Source organism: Flavonifractor sp. An4 (genome assembly GCF_002161755.1).
GTDB classification, from domain to species: domain Bacteria; phylum Bacillota; class Clostridia; order Oscillospirales; family Oscillospiraceae; genus Flavonifractor; species Flavonifractor avicola.
Genome location: NZ_NFIL01000016.1, coordinates 15114 through 35005, shown reverse-complemented (window position 1 = coordinate 35005; position 19892 = coordinate 15114). Strand labels below are relative to the sequence as shown.

Genomic DNA, 19892 nt, shown 5'->3' with positions numbered 1-19892 from the left:
TTCCCCCTCCTTTTGAATGGGTCAAAGCTTTTCCATCTTGTAGCCCAACCCCCACACCACTTTAATGTATCTGGGGTTGGCCGGATCGATCTCGATTTTTTCTCTCAGGTGACGGATATGGACTGCCACGGTGTTCTCCGAACCCAGGGAGGGATCGTTCCATACCAGCTCGTAGATCTGGCTGGTGGAAAAGACCCGGCCCGGGTTTTTCAGCAGCAGAAGGAGAATATTGTACTCCAAGGGGGTCAGGTTCACCCGGTCCCCATCCACGGTGACCGACTTGGCGCTGTCGTCCAGGACAATGCCGCCGTTGGTGAGCAGCTGGGTGTTCTCACTGGCGCCGCTTTTGCCGCCCAGGCTGGTATACCGCCGCAGCTGGCTCTTCACCCGGGCGATGACCTCAATGGGGTTGAAGGGCTTTGTGATGTAGTCGTCGGCGCCGATGTTCAGCCCCAGCACCTTGTCGGAGTCCTCACTCCTGGCGGTGAGCAGGATAATGGGAACGTTAAACTTTTCCCGCAGCTTGGCGGTAGCCCGGATGCCGTCCAGGCCGGGCATCATGATGTCCATCAGGATCAGGTCCACCGGCTGGGCCTCCGCCGCCTTGACGGCCTCCAGCCCGTCGTAGGCCTTGACGGTGCGGTAACCTTCACTGGTCAGATAGATATCCAGGGCAGAAACAATGTCGCGGTCGTCATCACAGACGAGAATGGTATACATAGGCTCACCTCGTATGCTGCAAAGAATAGCAGACGTCTTTTAAGGGAGGAACGGGAATTTGTTTAAAAAGCCTTTAAGAGCGTCTGGTCTGATGTGTGTTGTATCTCATTGTACCTCCAACCGCCGGTAAAAGCAAATGCAGGGGTAAATGGCCTCTTCTTCTCTTTCAATGAAGAGGAAAAAACTGTGAAAAATGGTATCATGACGTAAAAAGGGCTTGCGGATTGGGAGACGGACGGATATAATGATGAATAAACGCATATTGCGGCGTCCCTGCTGTGCCGTGAAGCGGCCGGCGGGGCTCGCCGTCTTTTTGTGGCTGCGGAAGGAGGCGGGCAACGATGGTGCTCCGGATGGAGAATGGCGACGCCTGGGCGCTGCTCGCCCGTCTGATCAGGGAGAACTTTGGCCGGACGGAACTGCCCCGGGTGGCCCGCATGGAGTCGGGGAAGCCCTGGTTTCCGGATGTGCCCGGCCTGCACTTTAACCTGAGCCACAGCGGCGGCCTGGCCCTGTGCGGCGCAGGCGAGGCTCCGCTGGGGGTGGATGTGGAACGGGTGCGGCCCCGGCGGGCGGGACTGGCCCGTTATGTGCTCTCGGAGGAGGAGTTTGCCTGGTTTCAGGGCCGGGGCGGGGACTGGGGAAGCCTGTATACCCTGTGGACCCTGAAGGAGGCCAAGGTCAAGTGCCTGGGGACCGGCCTGCGTCAAGCGCCCCGGACCATTGGCGTGCCTCTGCTGGAGCCGGGACAGACGGGGGAACAAGACGGCCTGCGCTTTGGGGCCTACGCCGGTCCGGACTGGCGGGCGGCGGTGTGTACCGCTGGAAAAGAGCCCCTGCCCCGGCAGGTCTGGGCGGGAAAGTGACAATCTGTTTCTTTTTCTTAATATCTTTTTAAGAAACAGGCTCTGATTTTCTAAAAGAACACCCGCTATACTTGACCATGAGAAAGAGTATCGTGAGGAGGGAGCAGCGTGAATATCCTGATCGTAACGGGTAAGTTCGGCATGGGCCACTGGTCGGCCTCCATGTCCCTGCGTCAGCAGCTGCTGCGGGCATTCCCGGAGGCACAGGTGGAGGTCATGGACCTGATCGCCTATACCAACCACAACTCCGAGTCCATGTACAAGTGGTTCAATGTCCTGGTGACCCGGGGCAGCGGACTGTTCAACCTTTATTATAAGTTTACCCAGAACAAGGATTCCGACGAACGGCCCCTGAATGATGAGCAGTGCCCCGACCGGGTGGAGGAGCTCTTCGAGCGCAAGCGGCCCGATGTGATCATCGCCACTCATCCCATCTGTGCCCGCATTGTGGCCCGCTGGAAGAAGGAGACGGGGAGCAGCCTGCCCATGGTGACCTGTGTCACCGACCTGACCAGCCATTCCGAGTGGATCCACCGGGTTACCGACTGCTATCTGGTGGGCACCGAGGAGATCAGGGAGCGGCTGGCGGCCAAGGGAGTCAGCCGGGACATCATCTGCGTCACCGGAATTCCCGTCCGGGCGGAGTTCAAGCTGCCCGTCCACCGGGGCGACCGAAAGGAACGCAACCTGCTCATTATGGGCGGCGGCCTGGGCATGATGCCCCGGAAGGATTCCTTCTATGAGGCGCTGGACACCATGCCTGGCGTACATACCACCATCATTACCGGCCGCAACCAGAAGCTGTACGACCGGCTGGTCAACAAATATGAGAACATCCGGGTGATCGGCTTTACCGACCGGGTCTATGAATATATGGCCTGGGCCGACCTGGTGCTCACCAAGCCCGGCGGCATCACCATGTTTGAGAGCATTTTCTCCGAACTGCCCATTCTGGCCTGGGAGCCTTTCCTGGAGCAAGAAAAGAACAACGCCCGTTTCCTGGTGAAGCGGGGAATGGGCCGGGTGGCGGCCAAGGAACCCGATGAGTGTCTGACCGCCATTCGGGAACTGATCTATGACGACTATACGCTGGCCGATATGTCGGCCAAAATGCACGCATTGAAAGAACAGCTGGAGCAGGAGAGCCTGACCCATATCCTGGCCCGGCTGACTGCGGGAAAAGGGGTGTGCGCCTGATGGACAAACGGAAGAGCTTGGTCGGTATCGGGCTGATCCTGGCTCTCATGGCCTTTACCGGCTATATGCTGCTCCGGGATATGTCCTTCTCGCGGCTGGCCAGCACCCTGCGGCAGCTCAATCCCCTGTGGCTGCTGGTGGGGCTGGGTATGATGTTTGTGTTTGTGGGCAGCGAGGCCCTGTGTTCCAGGATCGTTTTGGGGCGTCTGGGCCATAAGGTGCGCTACCGCCGCTGCCTGGGCTATTCCTTTGTGGGCTTTTACGTCAGTTCCATTACCCCCTCCTCTACTGGCGGTCAGCCGGCTCAGGTCTACTATATGTCCAAGGACAATATCCCGGCGGCCCACGGCGCGCTGAATATGATGCTCATCGCGGTGTGTTATCAGGCGGTGGTCATCGTCTATGCTCTGGCGGCGGCCCTGACCCACTTTTATCTGGTGCAGAATCTGGGGAGCGGTCTGGGACTGCTGCTGCTCTACGGTGTGGTGGTCAACGGAAGCCTGACGGTGGGAATGCTCTCCCTGATGTTTCTGCCCAACGCTGCCCGCAAGCTCACCGGCGGCGTGCTCAAACTGCTGGTGAAGGTGCGCATCATCCGCAATGGGGACAAGGCCCGCCAGCGGCTGGAGAAGCAGATGGAGGAGTACCACAAGGGCGCCCAGTGCGTCAAACAGAATCCGGGTATGATGGTGGGCCTGGTGCTCATCACCATCATCCAGCTCACCGCTCTCTTCTCCATTCCTGTGGCGGTATACTACGCATTCGGCCTGTCGGGCGCCAGTCCGATGGAGATCATCGCCACCCAGGCGCTGGTGACCCTGGCGGTGGCCAATCTGCCGCTGCCCGGCGCCGTGGGCGCCTCTGAGGGCGGCTTTGTGACCGCCATGGCCCTCTTCTTCGGTTCCAGCCTGGTGACGCCTGCCGTGCTGGTGTCCCGGGGCATCAGCTTCTACTCCTTCCTGGTGATCAGCGCCATTGTCGCGCTGGCGGTCCATCTGCGGACCCGCCGCCAGCGGAGAATGGAGGATTCCACCCCTTACCCTAAGCAGGCCCGGGGGCCTATCGTGACCTGAAAAACGGCGTCCTATGGACGCCGTTTTTTCCTCTTGTGCCGCCGGGCCGGGTGCATTATAATCAGGGAGAAGAACAAAGGAGGCGGGATGATGTACTATTTGGGGATCGATCTGGGCGGCACCAACGTGGCTGCCGCTGTGGTGACTGAAAACGGTGAACTTTTGGGCAAGGTCAGTCTGCCAACCCCCCGGGGTGTGCCGGCGGAACAGGTAGCCGATCAGATGGCGGCAGCCTCCCGGGCGGCGGTGGAGCAGGTGGGCCTGTCCATGGATGATATTGAGTCGGTGGGCATTGGTTCCCCTGGTACCATTGAGCCTGATACCGGCGTGATCCGGTTCTGGTCCAACCTGGACTTTTCCAATGTGCCCCTCACCGCCCTGATGGAGGAGCGGCTGAATAAAAAGATCTACCTGGAGAACGACGCCAATGCCGCCGCTCTGGGCGAATTTGCCGCCGGCGCCGGCAAGGGCAGCCAGTCCATGATCGCCATTACCCTGGGTACCGGTGTGGGCGGCGGCGCTGTCCTCAACGGCAAGCTGTATACCGGCTTCAACTACGCCGGCATGGAAGTGGGCCACTTTGTCATCGAGCACGACGGCCGGCTGTGTACCTGCGGCCGGAAGGGCTGCTTTGAAGCCTACTGCTCCGCTACCGCCCTCATCAAACGCACCCGTGAGGTCATGGAGGAACACCCCGACTCCAAGCTGTGGGAGTTGGCGGGCACTCTGGAGGCGGTCAACGGCCGCACCCCCTTTGACGCCGCCGCCCTGGGCGACGCGGCCGCCGGAAAGGTCATCGATGAGTATGTGGATTACCTGGGCTGCGGTGTGGCCAGCCTGGTGAACATCTTCCAGCCGGAGGTGTTCTGCATCGGCGGTGGGCCCTCCGCTCAGGGGGAGACGCTGATGGCTCCCGTGCGCTACATCCTGAATCGGGAGGACTACGCCCGCAACAGCGTCCACCGTACCCGGCTGGTGCGGGCGGCTCTGGGCAACGACGCCGGTATCATCGGCGCGGCCCTGCTGCCCCTTTTCCGATAAGTCCAAAACAGGGCCCGCCATCCGGCGGGCCCTGTGCTTTTGGGGCGGCTCACTCCACCGGCTCGTAGCCGTCGCAGCAACAGTCGGACTCTTCCTGCTCCTTGTCATCCTCCGGCCGGGGAAAAGCCAGCAGGGACAGACCGAACAGCGCAGCCGCCCCCAGAGCAATGATCTGAAGCCGGTGTTCCTCCAGCCAGGGACGGCGCTCCTCCAGAGCAGGCAACTTGAGGGCGCCCGCGTACAGCAGAGCCGCGCCGCCGCCGCACAGTGCCAGCCGGAGCAGGACGTGCATCTTGTCTGAAATGGGCTCCATGGATACCCCTCCTTTGATTCCAGTATAGCGGAGAAGGAGGGCCCCCATGACCCCGGTTTAAGAAATTGTGGAGAATTGGTTAAGATTTATCCGGCGGCCTTGTATGTGCCGGAAAAATCGGCTATAATGTGACAAGATTTTGGAAATTGTCCGTCCTGAGGACGGAATTTACAGTATTGAGGGCGACTACATGAAAGGCAAGCAGAAACAGCATCCATCTCCCCAGCCCGTCCCCCGTCCTCGCCGGGACGTGCCCCGGGTGAGCGCCGATCCCAATCTGGGCCTGACCATGGTCCAGGTGCGGGAGCGCCAGCAGAACGGCTGGGCCAACGATCCGGTGGAATCCCCCACCAAGACCGTAGGCCAGATCGTGCGCGCTAACGTCTTTACTTTCTTCAATTTTATTTTTGTGGTGCTGGCTGCTTTGCTGATCTTTGTGGGATCGGTGGAGGATCTGCTGTTCCTGCTCATCGCCATGGCTAACACCGGTATCGGCATTTTGCAGCAGCTGCGCTCCAAGCAGACCATCGACAAGCTGAACCTGTTGGCCGCCCCCAGGGCCAATGTGGTGCGGGAGGGGCAGCTGGGCTCGGTGCCCGCCGCCCATCTGGTGCGGGACGACGTGGCGGAGCTGGCCTCCGGCGATCAGATCCCCGCCGACGCCACGGTGCTGGCCGGTCAGATCCAGGTCAACGAGGCCCTCATTACCGGCGAGGCCGATGCCATCATCAAGCGGCCGGGAGACGCCCTGCTCTCCGGTTCCTTTGTGGTGGCGGGACGCTGCCGGGCCCGGCTGGACCGGGTGGGGGCCGACTCCTACGCCGCCCGCCTTACCCTGGAGGCCAAAAAGGACGTCACGGTGGGCAAGAGCGAGATGATGTCCTCTCTGGACAAGCTGATCCGGGTCATCGGTATCCTGCTCATCCCCATCGGCATCGCCCTGTTTGCCAAGGAATTTTTCATCGTGGGCCGCACCTTCCAGGAGACGGTGGTGTCCACGGTGGCTGCCCTCATCGGCATGATCCCCGAGGGTCTCTACCTGCTGACCAGCGTGGCTCTGGCGGTGAGCATGATCCGGCTGGCCCAGGGCAAGGTGCTGGCCCAGGATATGAACTGCATCGAGACCCTGGCCCGGGTGGACGTGCTGTGTGTGGACAAGACAGGCACCATCACCGAACCCCGGATGGAGGTGGGGGAGGTGGTGTACCTGGACCCGGAGAAGTACGCCGAGACCGAGGTCACCGAGATCCTCAACGCCTTTTATCAGGTTTCCGAGGCGGACAACGATACTGCCCGGGCCATGCAGAAGAAGTTCCACGGCCGGTCGGCCTGGCACGCGGAAAAGACCATCCCCTTCACCTCCGCCACCAAGTGGAGCGCCGCCGTCTTTCCCGGCCACGGCGCCTATCTGGTGGGCGCTCCCGAGTTCATCCTGGGGCCCCGGTACGGGGATCTGAAGGAGCAGGTGGACCCCTGGTCCGCCAAGGGCTACCGGGTGCTGTTGGCCGCAGAATACCAGGGGATGCCCGACCAGAAGGGGCTGGACCCCCGGCGGGTGTGCCCCATGGCCCTGGTGCTGCTGTCCAACCGGGTGCGGGAATCGGCGCCCAAGACCTTCCAGTTCTTTGCCGAGCAGAAGGTGGCCGTTAAGGTCATTTCCGGCGATAACCCGGTGACGGTGGCCGAGGTGGCCCGTCAGGCGGGTATCCAGGGGGCGGACCGCTATGTGGACGCCGCCACCCTCCACTCCAACGCGGATATGGACCGGGCGGTGCGGGAATTCACCGTGTTCGGCCGGGTCACCCCCGACCAGAAGCGCAAGCTGGTCCAGGCCCTTCAGCGGGCGGGCCACACCGTGGCCATGACCGGCGACGGCGTCAACGATGTGCTGGCTTTGAAGGATGCCGACTGCGGCATTGCCATGGCCTCCGGCGCGGAGGCCGCCTGCCACGCCGCCCAGCTGGTGCTCCTTAACTCCGACTTTGCCGCCATGCCCAAGGTGGTGGCCGAGGGCCGGCGGGTCATCAACAACATCCAGCGTGCCGCCGCCCTCTATCTGGTGAAAAACATCTTCTCCTTTTTCCTGTCCATCATCTCTCTGTTTGCCACCTTCCCCTACCCGGTGACCCCGCTGCAGATCTCCTTCCTCAGCGCCGTCACCATCGGCGTGCCCTCCCTCTTCCTGGCTCTGGAGCCCAACCACGCGCTGGTGAAGGGAAAATTCCTCACCAACGTGTTCCGGGCGGCCCTGCCCGGCGGCCTCACCGACCTGATCATCGTGCTGGGGCTGGAGGCCTTCTATCTGGTCTTTGGCTTTACCACCGATGAGTTGTCCACTATGTCTACCATCCTGCTGGTGGTCATCGGCCTGCTGGTGCTCTATCAGGTGTGTAAGCCCTTCGACTGGAAGCGGCGGGTGCTGATGATCGCCATGAGCGCCTCCTCCGCGGTGGCCATTATCTGGTTCGGGGCCAGCTTTGGCCTGAGCCAGCTGACCATCCAGTCCTTCCTGGTGCTGGTGGTGTTCCTGTGCCTGTCCTACCCGGTGATGAACGTGCTGCTGAAGGTATGTCAGTACGGCGCCCTGCTGTGGGACAAGGCCAGACATATGAGGCGCCGCACATGAGTCTGACGGTACGGCCCTACCGTCCGTCGGACTGCCCCATTCTGGCGGAGCTCTTTTATCAGACGGTTCATGGGGTGTGCGGACAGGACTATACCCTGCGGCAGCTGGATGCCTGGGCCGACGGCCAGGTGGATCTGGCGGCCTGGGACGCCTCCTTTCAGGCCCATACCACTCTGGTGGCGGAGTGGGACGGGATGATTGCCGGATTTGCCGACCTGGCCGGCGACGGCTACCTGGACCGGCTCTATGTCCATAAGGATCTCCAGGGCCGGGGGATTGCCACCGCCCTGTGCGACGGCCTGCCCGGCGCCCGGCTGACCCATGCTTCTCTTACCGCCCGGCCCTTCTTTGAACACCGGGGCTGGCGGGTGGAGCGGGAGCAGCAGGTGGAACGCCATGGGGTCAAATTGACCAATTTTGTCATGGTATGGGAACCGCCCTGTGCGCTCATATGACAAGAAATTACCTTTACTTTTCCTCTGCGTCCTGATATAATGAGCGGAGAATTGAATCGTATCCGCAGTTGCGGCAGTGCCGCGAAAGGGGAAGCCGGTGCAAATCCGGCGCAGTCTTACCTCTACTGTAAGCGTGGACGAAGGCGCGAATACCATTGGCCCGTGGGGCTGAGAAGGTGCGCCGGAGGAGGAAACGCAAGCCAGGAGACCCGCTGCAGGGATACCGTATTGCGTAGCTCTGAGGTGGAGAGGTGCGGCATTTTTCATTGAAAAAGGCCCTCCCCAAAGCTGGGGAGGGCCTTTTTGTGTCGAAGGAGGCGGTCTGGTGCTGAAACTGTATATCCCGGTGGGAAATAAGCAGCTGCGCTGCGGCTACACCACCGGCACCTGCGCCGCCGCCGCCACAGCTGGCGCGGCAAGACTGCTGCTCACCGGGGAGACTTTGCCCGCGGTAAGGGTGGATACCCCGGCGGGGATCACGGTGGAGGTTGAACTGCTGGAACAGTCCGCCGGAACCGGCTGGGCCAGCTGCGCCGTCCGGAAGGACGGCGGGGACGACCCGGATGTGACAAACGGTACCCTGATTTTTGCCCGGGCGGAAAAAACCGGCGCCCCCGGCATTATCATCGACGGCGGTACCGGCGTGGGCCGGGTGACCCGGCCCGGACTGGACCAGCCGGTAGGCGCAGCTGCCATCAACTCCACCCCCCGGCGGATGATCCGGCACCAGGCGGAGGAGGAGATGGCCAAGGCAGGCTATACCGGCGGGCTGTCCATTACCATTTCGGTGCCGGAGGGGGAGGCCCTGGCCGCCCACACCTTCAACCCCCGGCTTGGTATTGAAGGGGGCATCTCCATCCTGGGCACCAGCGGCATCGTCCGCCCCATGAGCGAGGCCGCCCTCATCGACTCCCTCTACCTGGAGCAGGATATAGCCAAAGCCGCAGGCGTCACCGATCTGCTGGTCACCCCCGGCAACTACGGGGATTCCTTCGCGGAGGGGACTCTGGGCCTGGACTTGACCCACCGCTGCACTTGCAGCAACTATCTGGGTCACGCCATCGACCACGCTGCCGGGCTGGGCTTCCGATCCTTCCTGCTGGTGGGCCACCTGGGCAAGCTGATTAAAGTGGCGGCGGGGAACATGAACACCCACTCCAAGGTGGCCGATGGCCGGCGGGAGACCCTCACTGCCCACGCCGCTCTGACGGGCGGGAGCCCGGCGCTGCTGAAAGCCCTCTTTGCCTGCCCTACCACCGATGCCGGGGTGGAGCTGCTGAAAGAGGACGGGCTGCTGAAGCCGGTGATGGCCTCCATCGCCCAGGCTCTGGAGGAGGTGCTGCACCACCGGGCCGGGCCGGACCTGGCCATCGCGGCGGTGTTCTTCTCCAACCAGTACGGACTGCTGGGAAAGACAACAGGGGCTGACAACTTGCTGGCTCTGCATCAACATCAATCGTAGGGGCGACTTTTACGGCCGTCCGCCGATACAGATAGGAGTTTCGATTATGGTACATTTCATCGGCGCGGGCCCCGGTGGGGCCGATCTCATCACCGTGCGGGGCGCCAGGCTGCTGGGGGAGGCGGATGTGATCATCTACGCCGGTTCCCTGGTGAACCCCGCCCTGCTGGATTATAAAAAGGAAGGCTGCCAGGTCTATGACAGCGCCAAGATGACCCTGGAAGAGGTCATTGCGGTGATGAAAGAGACCGAGGCCAGAGGGGGCACCACCGTCCGGCTCCATACCGGCGACCCCTCCCTGTACGGCGCCCACCGGGAGCAGATGGATGAGCTGGACAAACTGGGCATTGCCTACGATGTCACCCCCGGCGTGTCCTCCTTCTCGGGAGCGGCCGCCGCCCTCTGCGCGGAGTATACGCTGCCTGACGTATCACAGTCGGTTATCATTACCCGTATGGCGGGACGCACTCCTGTGCCCGAGGGGGAGCAGCTGCGGAAGATGGCCTCCCATGGCTGTACCATGGTGCTCTTCCTGTCCACCGGCCTGCTGGAGCAGGTGGAGGAGGAGCTGATGGCGGGGGGCTATTCTCCCGACACCCCGGCGGCCATCGTGTACAAGGCTACCTGGCCGGAGGAAAAGGTGTACCGCTGCACCGTGTCCACCCTGGCGAAAACCGCCAAGGAGAACCATGTAACCAAGACGGCCCTCATTACCATCGGTTATTTTCTGGGGGATGATTACCAGCGGTCCAAGCTGTACGACCCCACCTTTACCCATGAATTCCGGGAGGCCAGCAAGTGACGGCGGCCATCATTGCCTTTACCCGGCGGGGGGCGGCTTTGGGCCGTACCCTGGCTGACGCGCTGGAGGCCACCCTCCATGTGCCCGCCCGGTTCGCCCCTGAAGTGGGGGCGGAGGCCTATGACAGCCTGGAGGGCTGGACGGAAAAAGCCTGGACCGAAGCGGACGCTTTGATCTTTGTGGGAGCGGCAGGCATCGCCGTCCGGGCCATTGCCCCCCATGTGAGGGATAAATTTACCGACCCCGCCGTGATAAGCGTGGACGAGACGGGGCGGTTTGCCATCCCCCTGCTGTCCGGTCATGTGGGAGGGGCCAATGAGCTGGCGGTGAAGGTGGCCGCCCTTACCGGCGGTCAGGCGGCGGTGTCCACCGCCACCGACGTCAACGGCCTGTTCGCCGTGGACGTGTGGGCCAGGGAGCGGGACATGGTCATCACCGACCGGGTGCTGGCCAAGGAGATCTCCGCCGCCCTGCTGGAGGGGAAGCCGGTGGGCTTTGCCAGCGACTTTGACCACCCCTGCCCGGTGGGACTGACCGGGGACCCGGCGGAGCTGGGTGTGTGGGTGACCTATCGGAAGGAAAAGGGCCCCTTTTCCCGTACCCTGCGGCTGGCCCCCAGGGGATTGATTCTGGGGATCGGCTGCCGGAGAGGCACCCCCATGGAGACCATCCGGGGGGCGGTGGAGGAGGCCTTGTCCGGCTATGAGTGCCAGGCGGTGGCCCAGGTGGCCACCATTGATTTGAAACAGGACGAACCAGGCCTGCTGGCCTTCTGTGCCGCCCATAACCTGCCCCTGTCCGTCTTTTCGGCGGTGGAGCTGGAACAGGCGGAGGGAACCTTCACCCCGTCCGCCTTTGTGGCCCGTATCACCGGGGTGGACAACGTGTGCGAGCGGGCGGCAGTGTGTGCCGGAGGGACTATTCTGGTGCCCAAGCAGGCAAAAAACGGCGTCACCGTGGCGGTGGCGGGAAGGAAGATCCTATGAAAAAAGTAACTGTCATCGGACTGGGCCCCGGCGGGGGCGCCGACCTCACCGGCCGTGCCCGGGCCGCTTTGGAAGGGTGCGACCTGATCGTGGGCTATACCGCCTATATTGAACTGGTCAAGCCGGATTTCCCGGAGAAAGAGGTGCTGTCCACCGGGATGCGCCGGGAGGTGGACCGCTGCCGGGCTGCCGTGGAGGCCGCCCTCACCGGCAAGGATGTGGCGGTGGTGTGCTCCGGCGATTCCGGCGTGTACGGCATGGCGGGGCTCATCTACGAGGTGGCCCAGGAGTATGACCCCATCGAGATCGAAGTGGTGCCCGGCATCACCGCCGCCTGCGGCGGCGCCGCCGTGCTGGGCGCCCCCCTGACCCACGACTTCGCGGTGATCTCCCTGTCCGATCTGCTCACCCCCTGGGAGAAGATTGAGAAGCGTTTGAGTGCTGCCGCCCAGGCGGACTTCGTGATCTGCCTCTACAACCCCTCCAGCCGGAACCGGCCCGACTATTTGCAGCGGGCCTGCGACATCCTGCTGCGGGATAAGGACCCGGAGACCGTGTGCGGCACCGTCCGCAACATCGGCCGGGAGGGTGAGGAGGGCAAGCTCCTCACCCTGGCCCAGCTGCGGGACACCCAGGTGGATATGTTCACCACCGTGTTCATCGGCAATAGCCAGACCAAGGTGCTGGGCGGTAAGATGGTAACCCCCCGCGGCTACCTCCAGCGGGGGGAATAAGATGAACATCCTGCTCTTCGGCGGCACCGGCGAGGGGAGAGAGCTGGCCCAGTGGCTGCTGGATCAGAAGATTCCCACCCTGGTGTGCGTGGCCACTGAGTACGGTGAGACCCTCCTGCCCCCTGAGGCGGAGGCCCATGTGGGCCGGATGGACCGGGGGGAGATGGAGGCTCTGATGGCCTCCCGCCCCTTCACCCATGTGGTGGACGCCACCCACCCCTACGCTGTGGAGGTGACCGCCAACATCAAGGCGGCGGCGGAAGGAGTAGGTCTGCCCCTCCTGCGGCTGGTGCGCCAGTCCGGCGGCGGGGACGGGCGCTACAAGGCGGAAAACATGGCCGGGGCGGCGTATATGCTGGAGCGGTTGCCGGGTAATGTGCTGCTCACCACCGGCAGCAAGGAGCTGGACGCCTTTGCCAAGCCCGGTCTGGTAGAGCGGTGCTATCCCCGGGTACTGCCCATGGCGGACTCCCTGGACCGCTGCCTGAAGCTGGGTTTTCCGCCCAAAAACATCATCTGTATGCAGGGCCCCTTCTCCAGGGAGCTGAATGTGGCCCTGCTGAAGCAATATCACATCAAGACTCTGGTGACCAAGGACACCGGGGGTTACGGCGGGTTCCGGGAGAAGGCGGAGGCCGCCCGTGAGGCGGGGTGCGCGCTGCTGGTGGTGGAGCGGCCCCGGGCCGAGACCGGCCTGACCCTGGAAGAATGTAAGGAGAAACTGCTGCGGGAGGGAGAAGCATGAAAGTCTATCTCATCGGCATGGGTATGGGCGCTCCGGAGACCATGACGGTGTGGGCGCTGGAGGCCGTCAAGGAGTGCTCCACCCTGGTGGGCGCTCCCCGGCTGCTGGAGCCCTTCCAGGAGAGCCACACCTGCGTCCCCCTCATCGCCGGAAGCGATATCGCTGAATACATCGAAAAGCAGCAGGAGGGTCCCGTCGGGGTGCTCCTGTCCGGGGACACCGGCTTCTACAGCGGAGCCAAAAAGCTGTGGACCCTGCTGGGTAATCACGAGGTTATTACCATCCCCGGCATCTCTTCCCTCAGCTACTTCTGCGCCAAGCTGCACACCAGCTGGCAGGACGTAAAGATCGTCAGCGCCCATGGCCGCAGCCACAACGTGGTGGGGGAGATCCAGCGCAACAGCCGCACCTTCGCCCTCACCGGCGGAGCCACCAAGGCGGAGGACATCTGCAAGGAGCTGACCCGCCGGGGGCTGGGTGGGGTCACTGTCTCAGTGGGGGAGCGGCTGAGCTACCCCGACGAGCGGGTGGTCACCGGTACCGCGGCGGAACTGGCGGGGCAGTCCTTTGCCGATCTGTCTGTGGTGCTGGCGGAGAACCCCGACCCGGTGGTGCGGCCCTTCAACTCCCCCGGCCTGCCCGACGGGGCCTTCCTCCGGGGGGACGTGCCCATGACCAAGGAGGAGGTGCGTACCCTGGCCATCTCCAAGCTGCGGCTGGAGGAGCACCATGTGGTGTGGGACGTGGGGGCAGGTACCGGCTCGGTGTCGGTGGAGTGCGCCTTGGCCTGCCCTGCCGGGCAGGTGTATGCCGTGGAGAAGAAGGAAGAGGCCGTGGCCCTGCTGGAAGAGAACAAGGCCCGGTTCCACACCGGCAATCTGGTGGTGGTACCCGGTACCGCCCCGGCAGTTCTGGAGGACCTGCCTGCCCCCGACCGGGTCTTTCTGGGGGGTACCTCCGGCGAGCTGGAGGAGATTTTGAATCTAATTTTCCGTAAAAATCCCGCCGCCCGGGTGGTGTGTACCGCCGTCACCCTGGAGACGGTGGCCGAGGCCGCCCGGCTCTTCGCCCCTCTGGAGGGGGCTGACATGGTGCAGGTGGCCGCCACCCGCACCCGGCAGGCGGGCCGGTATCACCTCATGGACGCCCAGAATCCGGTGTGGATCTTCTCCGGGGAGGGACGGCCATGAGTACCCCCCGGCTGCTGCTGTGCGCCCCCGCCAGCGGAGGGGGTAAAACCACGGTGACCTGCGCCCTTTTGCAGGCCCTGATGGATCGAAGAATCAATCCCGTGGCCTTCAAGTGCGGCCCCGACTACATCGACCCCATGTTCCACAGCAAGGTCATCGGGGCCAAGAGCCGCAACCTGGATCTGTTCTTCCTGGGGGAGGACCGCACCCGGTCCCTGCTGGAGCACAACAGCGTGGGGTCCGGCCTGGCCCTCATCGAGGGAGTCATGGGCTACTACGACGGCATCGCCATGAGCCATGAGGCCAGCGCCTACCATCTGGCCAAAGCCACCCGCACCCCGGCGGTGCTGGTGGTGGACGGCCGGGGGAGCGCTCTCACCCTGTCCGCCGTGGTCCACGGCCTGAAAACCTTCCGGCCGGACAGCGGCATCCGGGGCGTGATCCTCAACCGGGTGTCCCCCATGCTCTACCCCCGGCTGAAGGAATGTATAGAGGCCGAGACCGGCGTCACGGTGTACGGGTTCCTGCCCAGCCTGCCCGACTGTGCGTTGGAGAGCCGCCACCTGGGCCTGGTCACCGCCGACGAGGTGGCGGGCCTGAAGGAGAAGCTGAAAAAGCTGGCCGCCCAGGCGGAGCAAACCATGGATCTGGACGGCCTGCTGGCCCTGGCGGCCTCCGCCCCCGACCTGGCCGCCGGGCCTCTGGACCTGCCGGAGCCGGTAGAGGGTACGCCGGTCATCGCGGTAGCCCGGGACAAGGCATTCTGCTTCTACTATGCCGACGGTCTGGAGCTGCTGGAGAAGCTGGGAGCCAGGCTGGTGGAGTTCTCCCCTCTGGAGGACCAGGCCCTGCCGGAAGGCACTTGCGGCCTCTACCTGGGGGGCGGCTACCCGGAGCTGCTGGCGGAGCAGCTGAGCCAAAATACCGCCATGTTGTCCGCCATCCGGAACGGGGTGGTGGGCGGTCTGCCCACCGTGGCCGAGTGCGGCGGCTTCCTCTACCTCCATGAAAAACTGGAGGATGTGGGCGGAAAAGACTGGCCCATGGCGGGGGTGATCCCCGGCCGGGCCTGGAATACCGGCAAGCTGGGCCGGTTCGGCTATGTGACCCTCACCGCCCGTACCCACGGCCTGCTGTGTCAGGCGGGAGAGGAGCTGCCCGCCCACGAGTTCCACTACTGGGACAGCCAGCACCCCGGCGACAGCTTCCGGGCCCAGAAACCTTTGAGCAATCGTGGTTGGGACTGCGGTGTTCATGCGCCTACGCTGTACGCCGGTTTTCCCCACTTTCATTTCTGGGCCAGACCTGAGATGGCCCGCAATTTCGTGGCGGCGGCCCGCCGCTACAAGGAGGAATCGCTATGACACTGGAAGAAGTGGTCCGTTCCATTACCCCCGCCGATCAGAACGCGGCGGCACAGGCCAAAGCCCGCTGGGACTCCATCGCTAAGCCCCTGGGCAGTCTGGGCGCTCTGGAGAGCGCGGTAATCCGCATGGCGGCCATCACCGGCACCCCCAATGTGGACATCTCCAAGCGGGCGGTGGTGGTGATGTGTGCCGACAACGGCGTGGTGGCTGACGGAGTCACTCAGACCGGGCAGGAGGTTACCGCCATCGTGGCGGAGAATATGTCCACCGGTGACACCAGTGTGTGCGCCATGGGCCGGGCCGCCGGGGTGGAGATCGTGCCGGTGGATATCGGCGTGGCCGTCCCTCTCCACGGGGAGAGGATCTTGCAGAGAAACATCCGCCGGGGCACCGCCAACCTGTCCCAGGGTCCCGCCATGACCCGGGAGGAGGCGGAGCGGGCCGTGCTGGTGGGTGTGGAGATCGCCCGGGACCTGTGCGCCAAGGGCGTCAAGCTGCTTGGCACCGGCGAGATGGGCATTGGCAACACCACCACATCCTCCGCCGTGGCCGCTGTATTCTTGAATAAAGAGCCGGAGGTCATGACCGGCCGGGGCGCCGGCTTGTCCAGCGAGGGCCTGGTGCGGAAGATCCATGCCATTGAGCGGGGCATCGCTGTCAACCAGCCCGACCCCAGTGATCCTCTGGACGTGCTTCACAAGGTGGGAGGCCTGGATCTGGCGGGCCTGGCGGGCGTGTTCCTGGGCGGCGCTATGTGCCATGTGCCGGTGCTGGTGGACGGCTTTATCTCCTCGGTGGCCGCCCTCATTGCTGCCCGCATCTGCCCCAATTGTAAAGATTATATGCTGGGTTCCCACGCCTCCGACGAGCCGGCCAGCAAGCTGGTGCTGGCGGAGCTGGGTCTGGAGCCCTTCCTCTATGCCGGTATGCGGCTGGGAGAGGGCACCGGCGCAGTGGCGGTGATGCCCCTGCTGGACATGGGCCTGGCGGTGTACCGGGAGATGGCCACCTTTGAGGCCGTGGACATTGAGGCCTACCAGCCCCTGAGCTGAGGCGGGCGACCATAAAGGCCGCCCCTACGAAATGGAGAATGCGTTATGCTGATCTTAGTCTCCGGCGGCTCGGCCAGCGGGAAGTCGGAATTTGCCGAATCTCTGGTGACCTCCTCCGGCCTGGAGAACAGAATTTATCTGGCCACCATGCAAGTGTGGGACGCCGAGAGCGTCCGCCGGGTGGAGCGCCACCGGCAGATGCGGGCCGGCAAGGGGTTTGAGACGGTGGAGTGCCCCACCGGTTTGGCGGACATCGTATTGCCCCCCGGCTGCGCCGTGCTGCTGGAGGACCTGTCCAACCTGTGCGCCAACGAGTACTTTTCCCCCGACGGAAAGGACCATGCGCTGGACCGGGTACTCTCCGGCATCCGCCGGGCAGCGGAGCAGGCGGAGCTGCTGGTGGTGGTCACCAACGAGCTCTTCTCCGACGGCATGGATTACGATCCTGTCACCCTGGACTATCTGTCGGTGCTGGGAGAGCTGAACCGCCGGGTGGCCGCCCTGGCAGGACAGGTCTACGAAGTGGTGTGCGGCATCCCCGTGGCGTGGAAAGGAGAACGTGTGTGAAAAGTCTTATCATTGCCTTTGCCATGTACTCCAAGGTCCCCATGCCGAGGGTGGACTGGGAGAAAAAGGCTCTGTCCTGGGCCCTGTGCTGGTTTCCTCTGGTGGGAGCGGTCATTGGTGCGGTGCTGTACGGCTGGATGGCTCTGGCCCGGTACCTGGGCTTCGGGCCCCTCTTCTTCGCCGCCTTCGCCCTGCTCATCCCCATCGCCCTTAGCGGAGGCATCCATCTGGACGGCTTCTGCGACACCTGCGACGCCCTGTCCTCCCACCAGAGCCGGGAGCGCAAGCTGGAGATTTTGAAGGACTCCCACACCGGGGCCTTTGCCATCATCTGCTGCGGGCTCTACCTGCTGGTATTTTTCGCCTGCTGGAGTGAGGTGGCGGCAGCGGGGCGGGCCGCATTGGTGCTGGCGTTGGGGCCGGTGCTCTCCCGCAGCCTGTCCGGTCTCTTTGCCGTTACCCTGCCCAACGCCCGGGGCACCGGCCTGCTGGCCACCTTTACCGACACCATGGATACCGCCAAGGCCCGTGGCGTCATGGTGATCTGGGTGGTGGCCTGCGTGGCCGCCATGCTGTGGCTGGACCTGTGGACCGGCGGCGCTGCCCTGCTGGGGGCGGGACTGGCCTGCCTGTACTATCGGGTCATGAGCCAGCGGCAGTTTGGGGGCGTCACCGGCGATCTGGCTGGCTTCTTCCTCCAGATCTGCGAGCTGGCTATGGTGCTGATGGTGGCTGTGGTCCAGAAAATCGAGGTGTTGGTATGATACTCATCGTTGGTGGCGCGGGCCAGGGAAAACTGGACTATGTGCTGCAAAAAACGGGATATACTCCCGACCAGGTGGCCCATTCTCCCGAAGAAGCCAAAACCAAGCCGATCTTTGACGGCCTGGAGCAGTGGCCCCACCTGGACGAGGAGGAGCTGCTGACCGCCAATCCCGACCTGATCCTCATCTGCGACGAGGTGGGCTGCGGCGTGGTACCCATCGACCCGGCCCAACGGGCCTGGCGGGAGGACGTGGGTCGGCTGTGCTGCCGTCTGGCTAAGCGGGCGGAGCGTGTGGAGCGCATTTTCTGCGGCCTGCCCATGACCCTGAAAGGAGACAAACCATGGAACTGATCCTCATTCGGCACGGAACCACCCAGGGCAACCTGGAGAAGCGCTTTGTGGGCACTTTGGATGTACCGCTCACCCCCCAGGGGGAGGAGCTGGCCCGTAAAGTGGGGCCCACCCTGCCCAAGGTGGAGCACATCTACCGCTCCCCCCTGATGCGGTGCCGCCAGACGGCAGAGCTGCTGTGGCCGGGGGTGGAGACCACCGTGATCGAAGAGCTGCGGGAGACCGACTTCGGCCCCTTTGAGGGGAAAAACCACGAGGAGCTGAAGGACGATCCCCTGTATCAGGCCTGGATCGGCCAGGGCGACCGTTTGAACTTTGCTGCTATGCCGGTAGGGGAGACCGCCGAGCAGGTGGTGGAGCGGGTATCCATCGGCCTCGGGAAGCTGGCCAAGGATGCCGCTGCCCGCGGCTTTGAGCGGGTGGGCGTGGTGTCCCACGGCGGGGCGCTGATGGGCCTGCTTTCCAAGTATGGCCGCCCGGAGCGGGAGTATTACGGCTGGATGTGCCCCAACTGCGGCGGCTTCCGCATGGCGCTGGACCCGGACACCCTGGAGCTGACGGTGCTGGAGGAGTACAAGGGATGAGTTGGTGGATCAGTCATTTGACGGCGCTGCTCATTGGCTTCTGCCTGGACCTGCTGCTGGGGGACCCCCACTGGGCTCCCCACCCGGTGCGGGCCATCGGCGCCCTCATCTCCGTACTGGAGAAGGGATTGCGGAAGATCTTCCCCAAGTCCCACGGTGGTGAGCTGGCAGGGGGCGTGGTGCTGGTGCTCCTCACCCTGGCGATCCCCACCGGTCTGACGGTATTGCTGCTGTGGGGGTGCTGGCTGGTCAGCCCCTGGCTGGCTCTGGCGGTGGAGAGCGTGATCAGCTACCAGCTGCTGGCCACCAAGTCCCTGGCCGTTGAGAGCCGAAAGGTATACGATGCTCTGAAAACCGGAGACATGGACAAGGCCCGGTACGCCGTCTCTATGATCGTGGGCCGGGACACCGACCGGCTGGATGAGACAGGGGTAACCAAGGCGGCGGTAGAGACGGTGGCGGAAAACGCCTCCGACGGCGTCATCGCCCCCCTCATCTTCCTGGCCATCGGCGGCGCGCCCCTGGGGATGTTCTACAAGGCGGCCAACACCATGGACTCCATGGTGGGCTATAAAAACGACAAATATCTCTACTTTGGCCGGGCGGCGGCCAGGTGGGACGATATTCTGAACTTCATTCCCGCCCGCATCTCCGGTGTGCTCATGTGCCTGGGGGCTGTGGCGGCGGGGTACGATGGGAAGAATGCCTGGCGCATCTTCAAGCGGGACCGGAAAAAGCACAAGTCCCCCAACGCCGCCCACACCGAGGCGGTCTGTGCCGGCGCCCTCCAGCTTCGGCTGGTGGGGCCCAGCTGGTACTTCGGCAAGCTGGTGGAGAAGCCCTACATCGGGGACGATCAGCGGCCTCCCGAGCCTCTGGATATTCTGCGGGCGGGCCGGATCCTGTACGCCACCGCCTTCTTTGCCCTGCTGCTTTTCTGCGGGGTGCCCCTGCTGATTTTATTGTTCCCCTGAGGACAAATGCCCACATGGTCC

21 protein-coding genes and 1 riboswitch are annotated in these 19892 nt (G+C 63.7%); of the genes, 19 read left to right on the top strand and 2 right to left on the bottom strand.

Annotated elements, in window-relative coordinates:
* Nucleotides 1-21: 21 nt before the first annotated feature.
* The gene (locus B5F94_RS08600; RefSeq protein ID WP_087329419.1) at nt 22-720 is read right to left on the bottom strand and encodes a response regulator transcription factor; all 699 of its coding nucleotides are present in this window, start codon (nt 718-720) and stop codon (nt 22-24) included.
* A gap of 341 nt (nt 721-1061) precedes the next feature.
* On the opposite strand from B5F94_RS08600, the gene B5F94_RS08590 reads away from it, so the two are divergent.
* The 4 genes from B5F94_RS08590 to B5F94_RS08575 all read left to right on the top strand — a co-directional run bounded on the left by B5F94_RS08590 (nt 1062) and on the right by B5F94_RS08575 (nt 4897).
* Nucleotides 1062-1586: a 4'-phosphopantetheinyl transferase family protein gene (locus B5F94_RS08590; protein WP_242965642.1), complete on the top strand. Its 525-nt coding sequence runs from the start codon at nt 1062-1064 to the stop codon at nt 1584-1586.
* Between the two features lie 108 nt (nt 1587-1694).
* Nucleotides 1695-2783 (top strand): MGDG synthase family glycosyltransferase, encoded by a 1089-nt coding sequence (locus B5F94_RS08585; RefSeq protein WP_087329415.1) that lies wholly within the window; start codon nt 1695-1697, stop codon nt 2781-2783.
* On the top strand, nt 2783-3856 hold the full coding sequence (locus B5F94_RS08580) for a lysylphosphatidylglycerol synthase transmembrane domain-containing protein (protein ID WP_087329413.1): 1074 nt from the start codon (nt 2783-2785) through the stop codon (nt 3854-3856). The genes B5F94_RS08585 and B5F94_RS08580 overlap by 1 nt, the downstream gene beginning before the upstream one ends.
* Nucleotides 3857-3946: 90 nt before the next feature.
* The gene (locus B5F94_RS08575; RefSeq protein WP_087187607.1) at nt 3947-4897 is read left to right on the top strand and encodes an ROK family protein; all 951 of its coding nucleotides are present in this window, start codon (nt 3947-3949) and stop codon (nt 4895-4897) included.
* Between the two features lie 49 nt (nt 4898-4946).
* Here B5F94_RS08575 and B5F94_RS08570 read toward each other — a convergent pair whose 3' ends face one another.
* Nucleotides 4947-5210 carry a hypothetical protein gene (locus B5F94_RS08570; RefSeq protein WP_087270590.1) on the bottom strand — a complete coding sequence of 88 codons (264 nt, stop codon included), beginning with the start codon at nt 5208-5210 and terminating at the stop codon, nt 4947-4949.
* 190 nt (nt 5211-5400) lie between these two features.
* Here B5F94_RS08570 and B5F94_RS08565 point away from each other — a divergent pair, with 190 nt between their 5' ends.
* The 15 genes from B5F94_RS08565 to cbiB all read left to right on the top strand — a co-directional run bounded on the left by B5F94_RS08565 (nt 5401) and on the right by cbiB (nt 19871).
* On the top strand, nt 5401-7836 hold the full coding sequence (locus tag B5F94_RS08565) for a cation-translocating P-type ATPase (RefSeq protein ID WP_087329411.1): 2436 nt from the start codon (nt 5401-5403) through the stop codon (nt 7834-7836).
* A gap of 2 nt (nt 7837-7838) precedes the next feature.
* Nucleotides 7839-8291, top strand: a complete 453-nt coding sequence (locus B5F94_RS08560; RefSeq protein ID WP_087329458.1) for a GNAT family N-acetyltransferase — start codon at nt 7839-7841, stop codon at nt 8289-8291.
* A gap of 48 nt (nt 8292-8339) precedes the next feature.
* Nucleotides 8340-8523, top strand: a riboswitch (cobalamin riboswitch).
* A 93-nt stretch (nt 8524-8616) separates the two neighbouring features.
* Nucleotides 8617-9753: a cobalt-precorrin-5B (C(1))-methyltransferase CbiD gene (gene cbiD, locus B5F94_RS08555; RefSeq protein WP_343212807.1), complete on the top strand. Its 1137-nt coding sequence runs from the start codon at nt 8617-8619 to the stop codon at nt 9751-9753.
* A gap of 46 nt (nt 9754-9799) precedes the next feature.
* The gene (gene cobM / locus B5F94_RS08550) at nt 9800-10555 is read left to right on the top strand and encodes a precorrin-4 C(11)-methyltransferase (protein ID WP_087329409.1); all 756 of its coding nucleotides are present in this window, start codon (nt 9800-9802) and stop codon (nt 10553-10555) included.
* Nucleotides 10552-11541 (top strand): cobalt-precorrin 5A hydrolase, encoded by a 990-nt coding sequence (locus B5F94_RS08545; RefSeq protein WP_087329407.1) that lies wholly within the window; start codon nt 10552-10554, stop codon nt 11539-11541. The genes cobM and B5F94_RS08545 overlap by 4 nt, the downstream gene beginning before the upstream one ends.
* Nucleotides 11538-12275, top strand: a complete 738-nt coding sequence (gene cobJ, locus B5F94_RS08540) for a precorrin-3B C(17)-methyltransferase (protein ID WP_087329405.1) — start codon at nt 11538-11540, stop codon at nt 12273-12275. Before B5F94_RS08545 ends, cobJ begins: the two co-directional genes overlap by 4 nt.
* A gap of 1 nt (nt 12276) precedes the next feature.
* Complete coding sequence (gene cobK, locus B5F94_RS08535; RefSeq protein WP_087329403.1) at nt 12277-13020, top strand: precorrin-6A reductase; 744 nt, start codon at nt 12277-12279, stop codon at nt 13018-13020.
* A complete protein-coding gene (cbiE, locus tag B5F94_RS08530) occupies nt 13017-14210 on the top strand; it encodes a precorrin-6y C5,15-methyltransferase (decarboxylating) subunit CbiE (protein WP_087329401.1) in 1194 nt (397 codons plus the stop codon). The genes cobK and cbiE overlap by 4 nt, the downstream gene beginning before the upstream one ends.
* Nucleotides 14207-15574, top strand: a complete 1368-nt coding sequence (locus B5F94_RS08525) for a cobyrinate a,c-diamide synthase (RefSeq protein WP_087329399.1) — start codon at nt 14207-14209, stop codon at nt 15572-15574. The genes cbiE and B5F94_RS08525 overlap by 4 nt, the downstream gene beginning before the upstream one ends.
* A complete protein-coding gene (gene cobT, locus B5F94_RS08520; protein ID WP_087329397.1) occupies nt 15571-16629 on the top strand; it encodes a nicotinate-nucleotide--dimethylbenzimidazole phosphoribosyltransferase in 1059 nt (352 codons plus the stop codon). Before B5F94_RS08525 ends, cobT begins: the two co-directional genes overlap by 4 nt.
* 45 nt (nt 16630-16674) lie before the next feature.
* Complete coding sequence (locus tag B5F94_RS08515; protein ID WP_087329395.1) at nt 16675-17196, top strand: bifunctional adenosylcobinamide kinase/adenosylcobinamide-phosphate guanylyltransferase; 522 nt, start codon at nt 16675-16677, stop codon at nt 17194-17196.
* Entirely contained in the window at nt 17193-17960 is a 768-nt protein-coding gene (locus tag B5F94_RS08510; RefSeq protein ID WP_087329393.1) for an adenosylcobinamide-GDP ribazoletransferase, read from the top strand. Before B5F94_RS08515 ends, B5F94_RS08510 begins: the two co-directional genes overlap by 4 nt.
* The gene (locus B5F94_RS08505; protein WP_087329391.1) at nt 17957-18313 is read left to right on the top strand and encodes a bifunctional adenosylcobinamide kinase/adenosylcobinamide-phosphate guanylyltransferase; all 357 of its coding nucleotides are present in this window, start codon (nt 17957-17959) and stop codon (nt 18311-18313) included. The genes B5F94_RS08510 and B5F94_RS08505 overlap by 4 nt, the downstream gene beginning before the upstream one ends.
* Nucleotides 18304-18897: a histidine phosphatase family protein gene (locus tag B5F94_RS08500; protein ID WP_087329389.1), complete on the top strand. Its 594-nt coding sequence runs from the start codon at nt 18304-18306 to the stop codon at nt 18895-18897. The genes B5F94_RS08505 and B5F94_RS08500 overlap by 10 nt, the downstream gene beginning before the upstream one ends.
* Complete coding sequence (gene cbiB / locus B5F94_RS08495; RefSeq protein WP_087329387.1) at nt 18894-19871, top strand: adenosylcobinamide-phosphate synthase CbiB; 978 nt, start codon at nt 18894-18896, stop codon at nt 19869-19871. The genes B5F94_RS08500 and cbiB overlap by 4 nt, the downstream gene beginning before the upstream one ends.
* Nucleotides 19872-19892 lie beyond the last annotated feature (21 nt).

Bases quoted from the DNA above. Each gene is read 5' to 3' on its own strand.
- B5F94_RS08600 (WP_087329419.1), bottom strand. From the start codon at position 720: ATGTATACCATTCTCGTCTGTGATGACGACCGCGACATTGTTTCTGCC.
- B5F94_RS08590 (WP_242965642.1), top strand. From the start codon at position 1,062: ATGGTGCTCCGGATGGAGAATGGCGACGCCTGGGCGCTGCTCGCCCGT.
- B5F94_RS08580 (WP_087329413.1), top strand. From the start codon at position 2,783: ATGGACAAACGGAAGAGCTTGGTCGGTATCGGGCTGATCCTGGCTCTC.
- B5F94_RS08575 (WP_087187607.1), top strand. From the start codon at position 3,947: ATGTACTATTTGGGGATCGATCTGGGCGGCACCAACGTGGCTGCCGCT.
- B5F94_RS08570 (WP_087270590.1), bottom strand. From the start codon at position 5,210: ATGGAGCCCATTTCAGACAAGATGCACGTCCTGCTCCGGCTGGCACTG.
- B5F94_RS08565 (WP_087329411.1), top strand. From the start codon at position 5,401: ATGAAAGGCAAGCAGAAACAGCATCCATCTCCCCAGCCCGTCCCCCGT.
- cobM (WP_087329409.1), top strand. From the start codon at position 9,800: ATGGTACATTTCATCGGCGCGGGCCCCGGTGGGGCCGATCTCATCACC.
- cobJ (WP_087329405.1), top strand. From the start codon at position 11,538: ATGAAAAAAGTAACTGTCATCGGACTGGGCCCCGGCGGGGGCGCCGAC.
- cobK (WP_087329403.1), top strand. From the start codon at position 12,277: ATGAACATCCTGCTCTTCGGCGGCACCGGCGAGGGGAGAGAGCTGGCC.
- cbiE (WP_087329401.1), top strand. From the start codon at position 13,017: ATGAAAGTCTATCTCATCGGCATGGGTATGGGCGCTCCGGAGACCATG.
- B5F94_RS08525 (WP_087329399.1), top strand. From the start codon at position 14,207: ATGAGTACCCCCCGGCTGCTGCTGTGCGCCCCCGCCAGCGGAGGGGGT.
- cobT (WP_087329397.1), top strand. From the start codon at position 15,571: ATGACACTGGAAGAAGTGGTCCGTTCCATTACCCCCGCCGATCAGAAC.
- B5F94_RS08515 (WP_087329395.1), top strand. From the start codon at position 16,675: ATGCTGATCTTAGTCTCCGGCGGCTCGGCCAGCGGGAAGTCGGAATTT.
- B5F94_RS08505 (WP_087329391.1), top strand. From the start codon at position 17,957: ATGATACTCATCGTTGGTGGCGCGGGCCAGGGAAAACTGGACTATGTG.
- B5F94_RS08500 (WP_087329389.1), top strand. From the start codon at position 18,304: ATGGAACTGATCCTCATTCGGCACGGAACCACCCAGGGCAACCTGGAG.
- cbiB (WP_087329387.1), top strand. From the start codon at position 18,894: ATGAGTTGGTGGATCAGTCATTTGACGGCGCTGCTCATTGGCTTCTGC.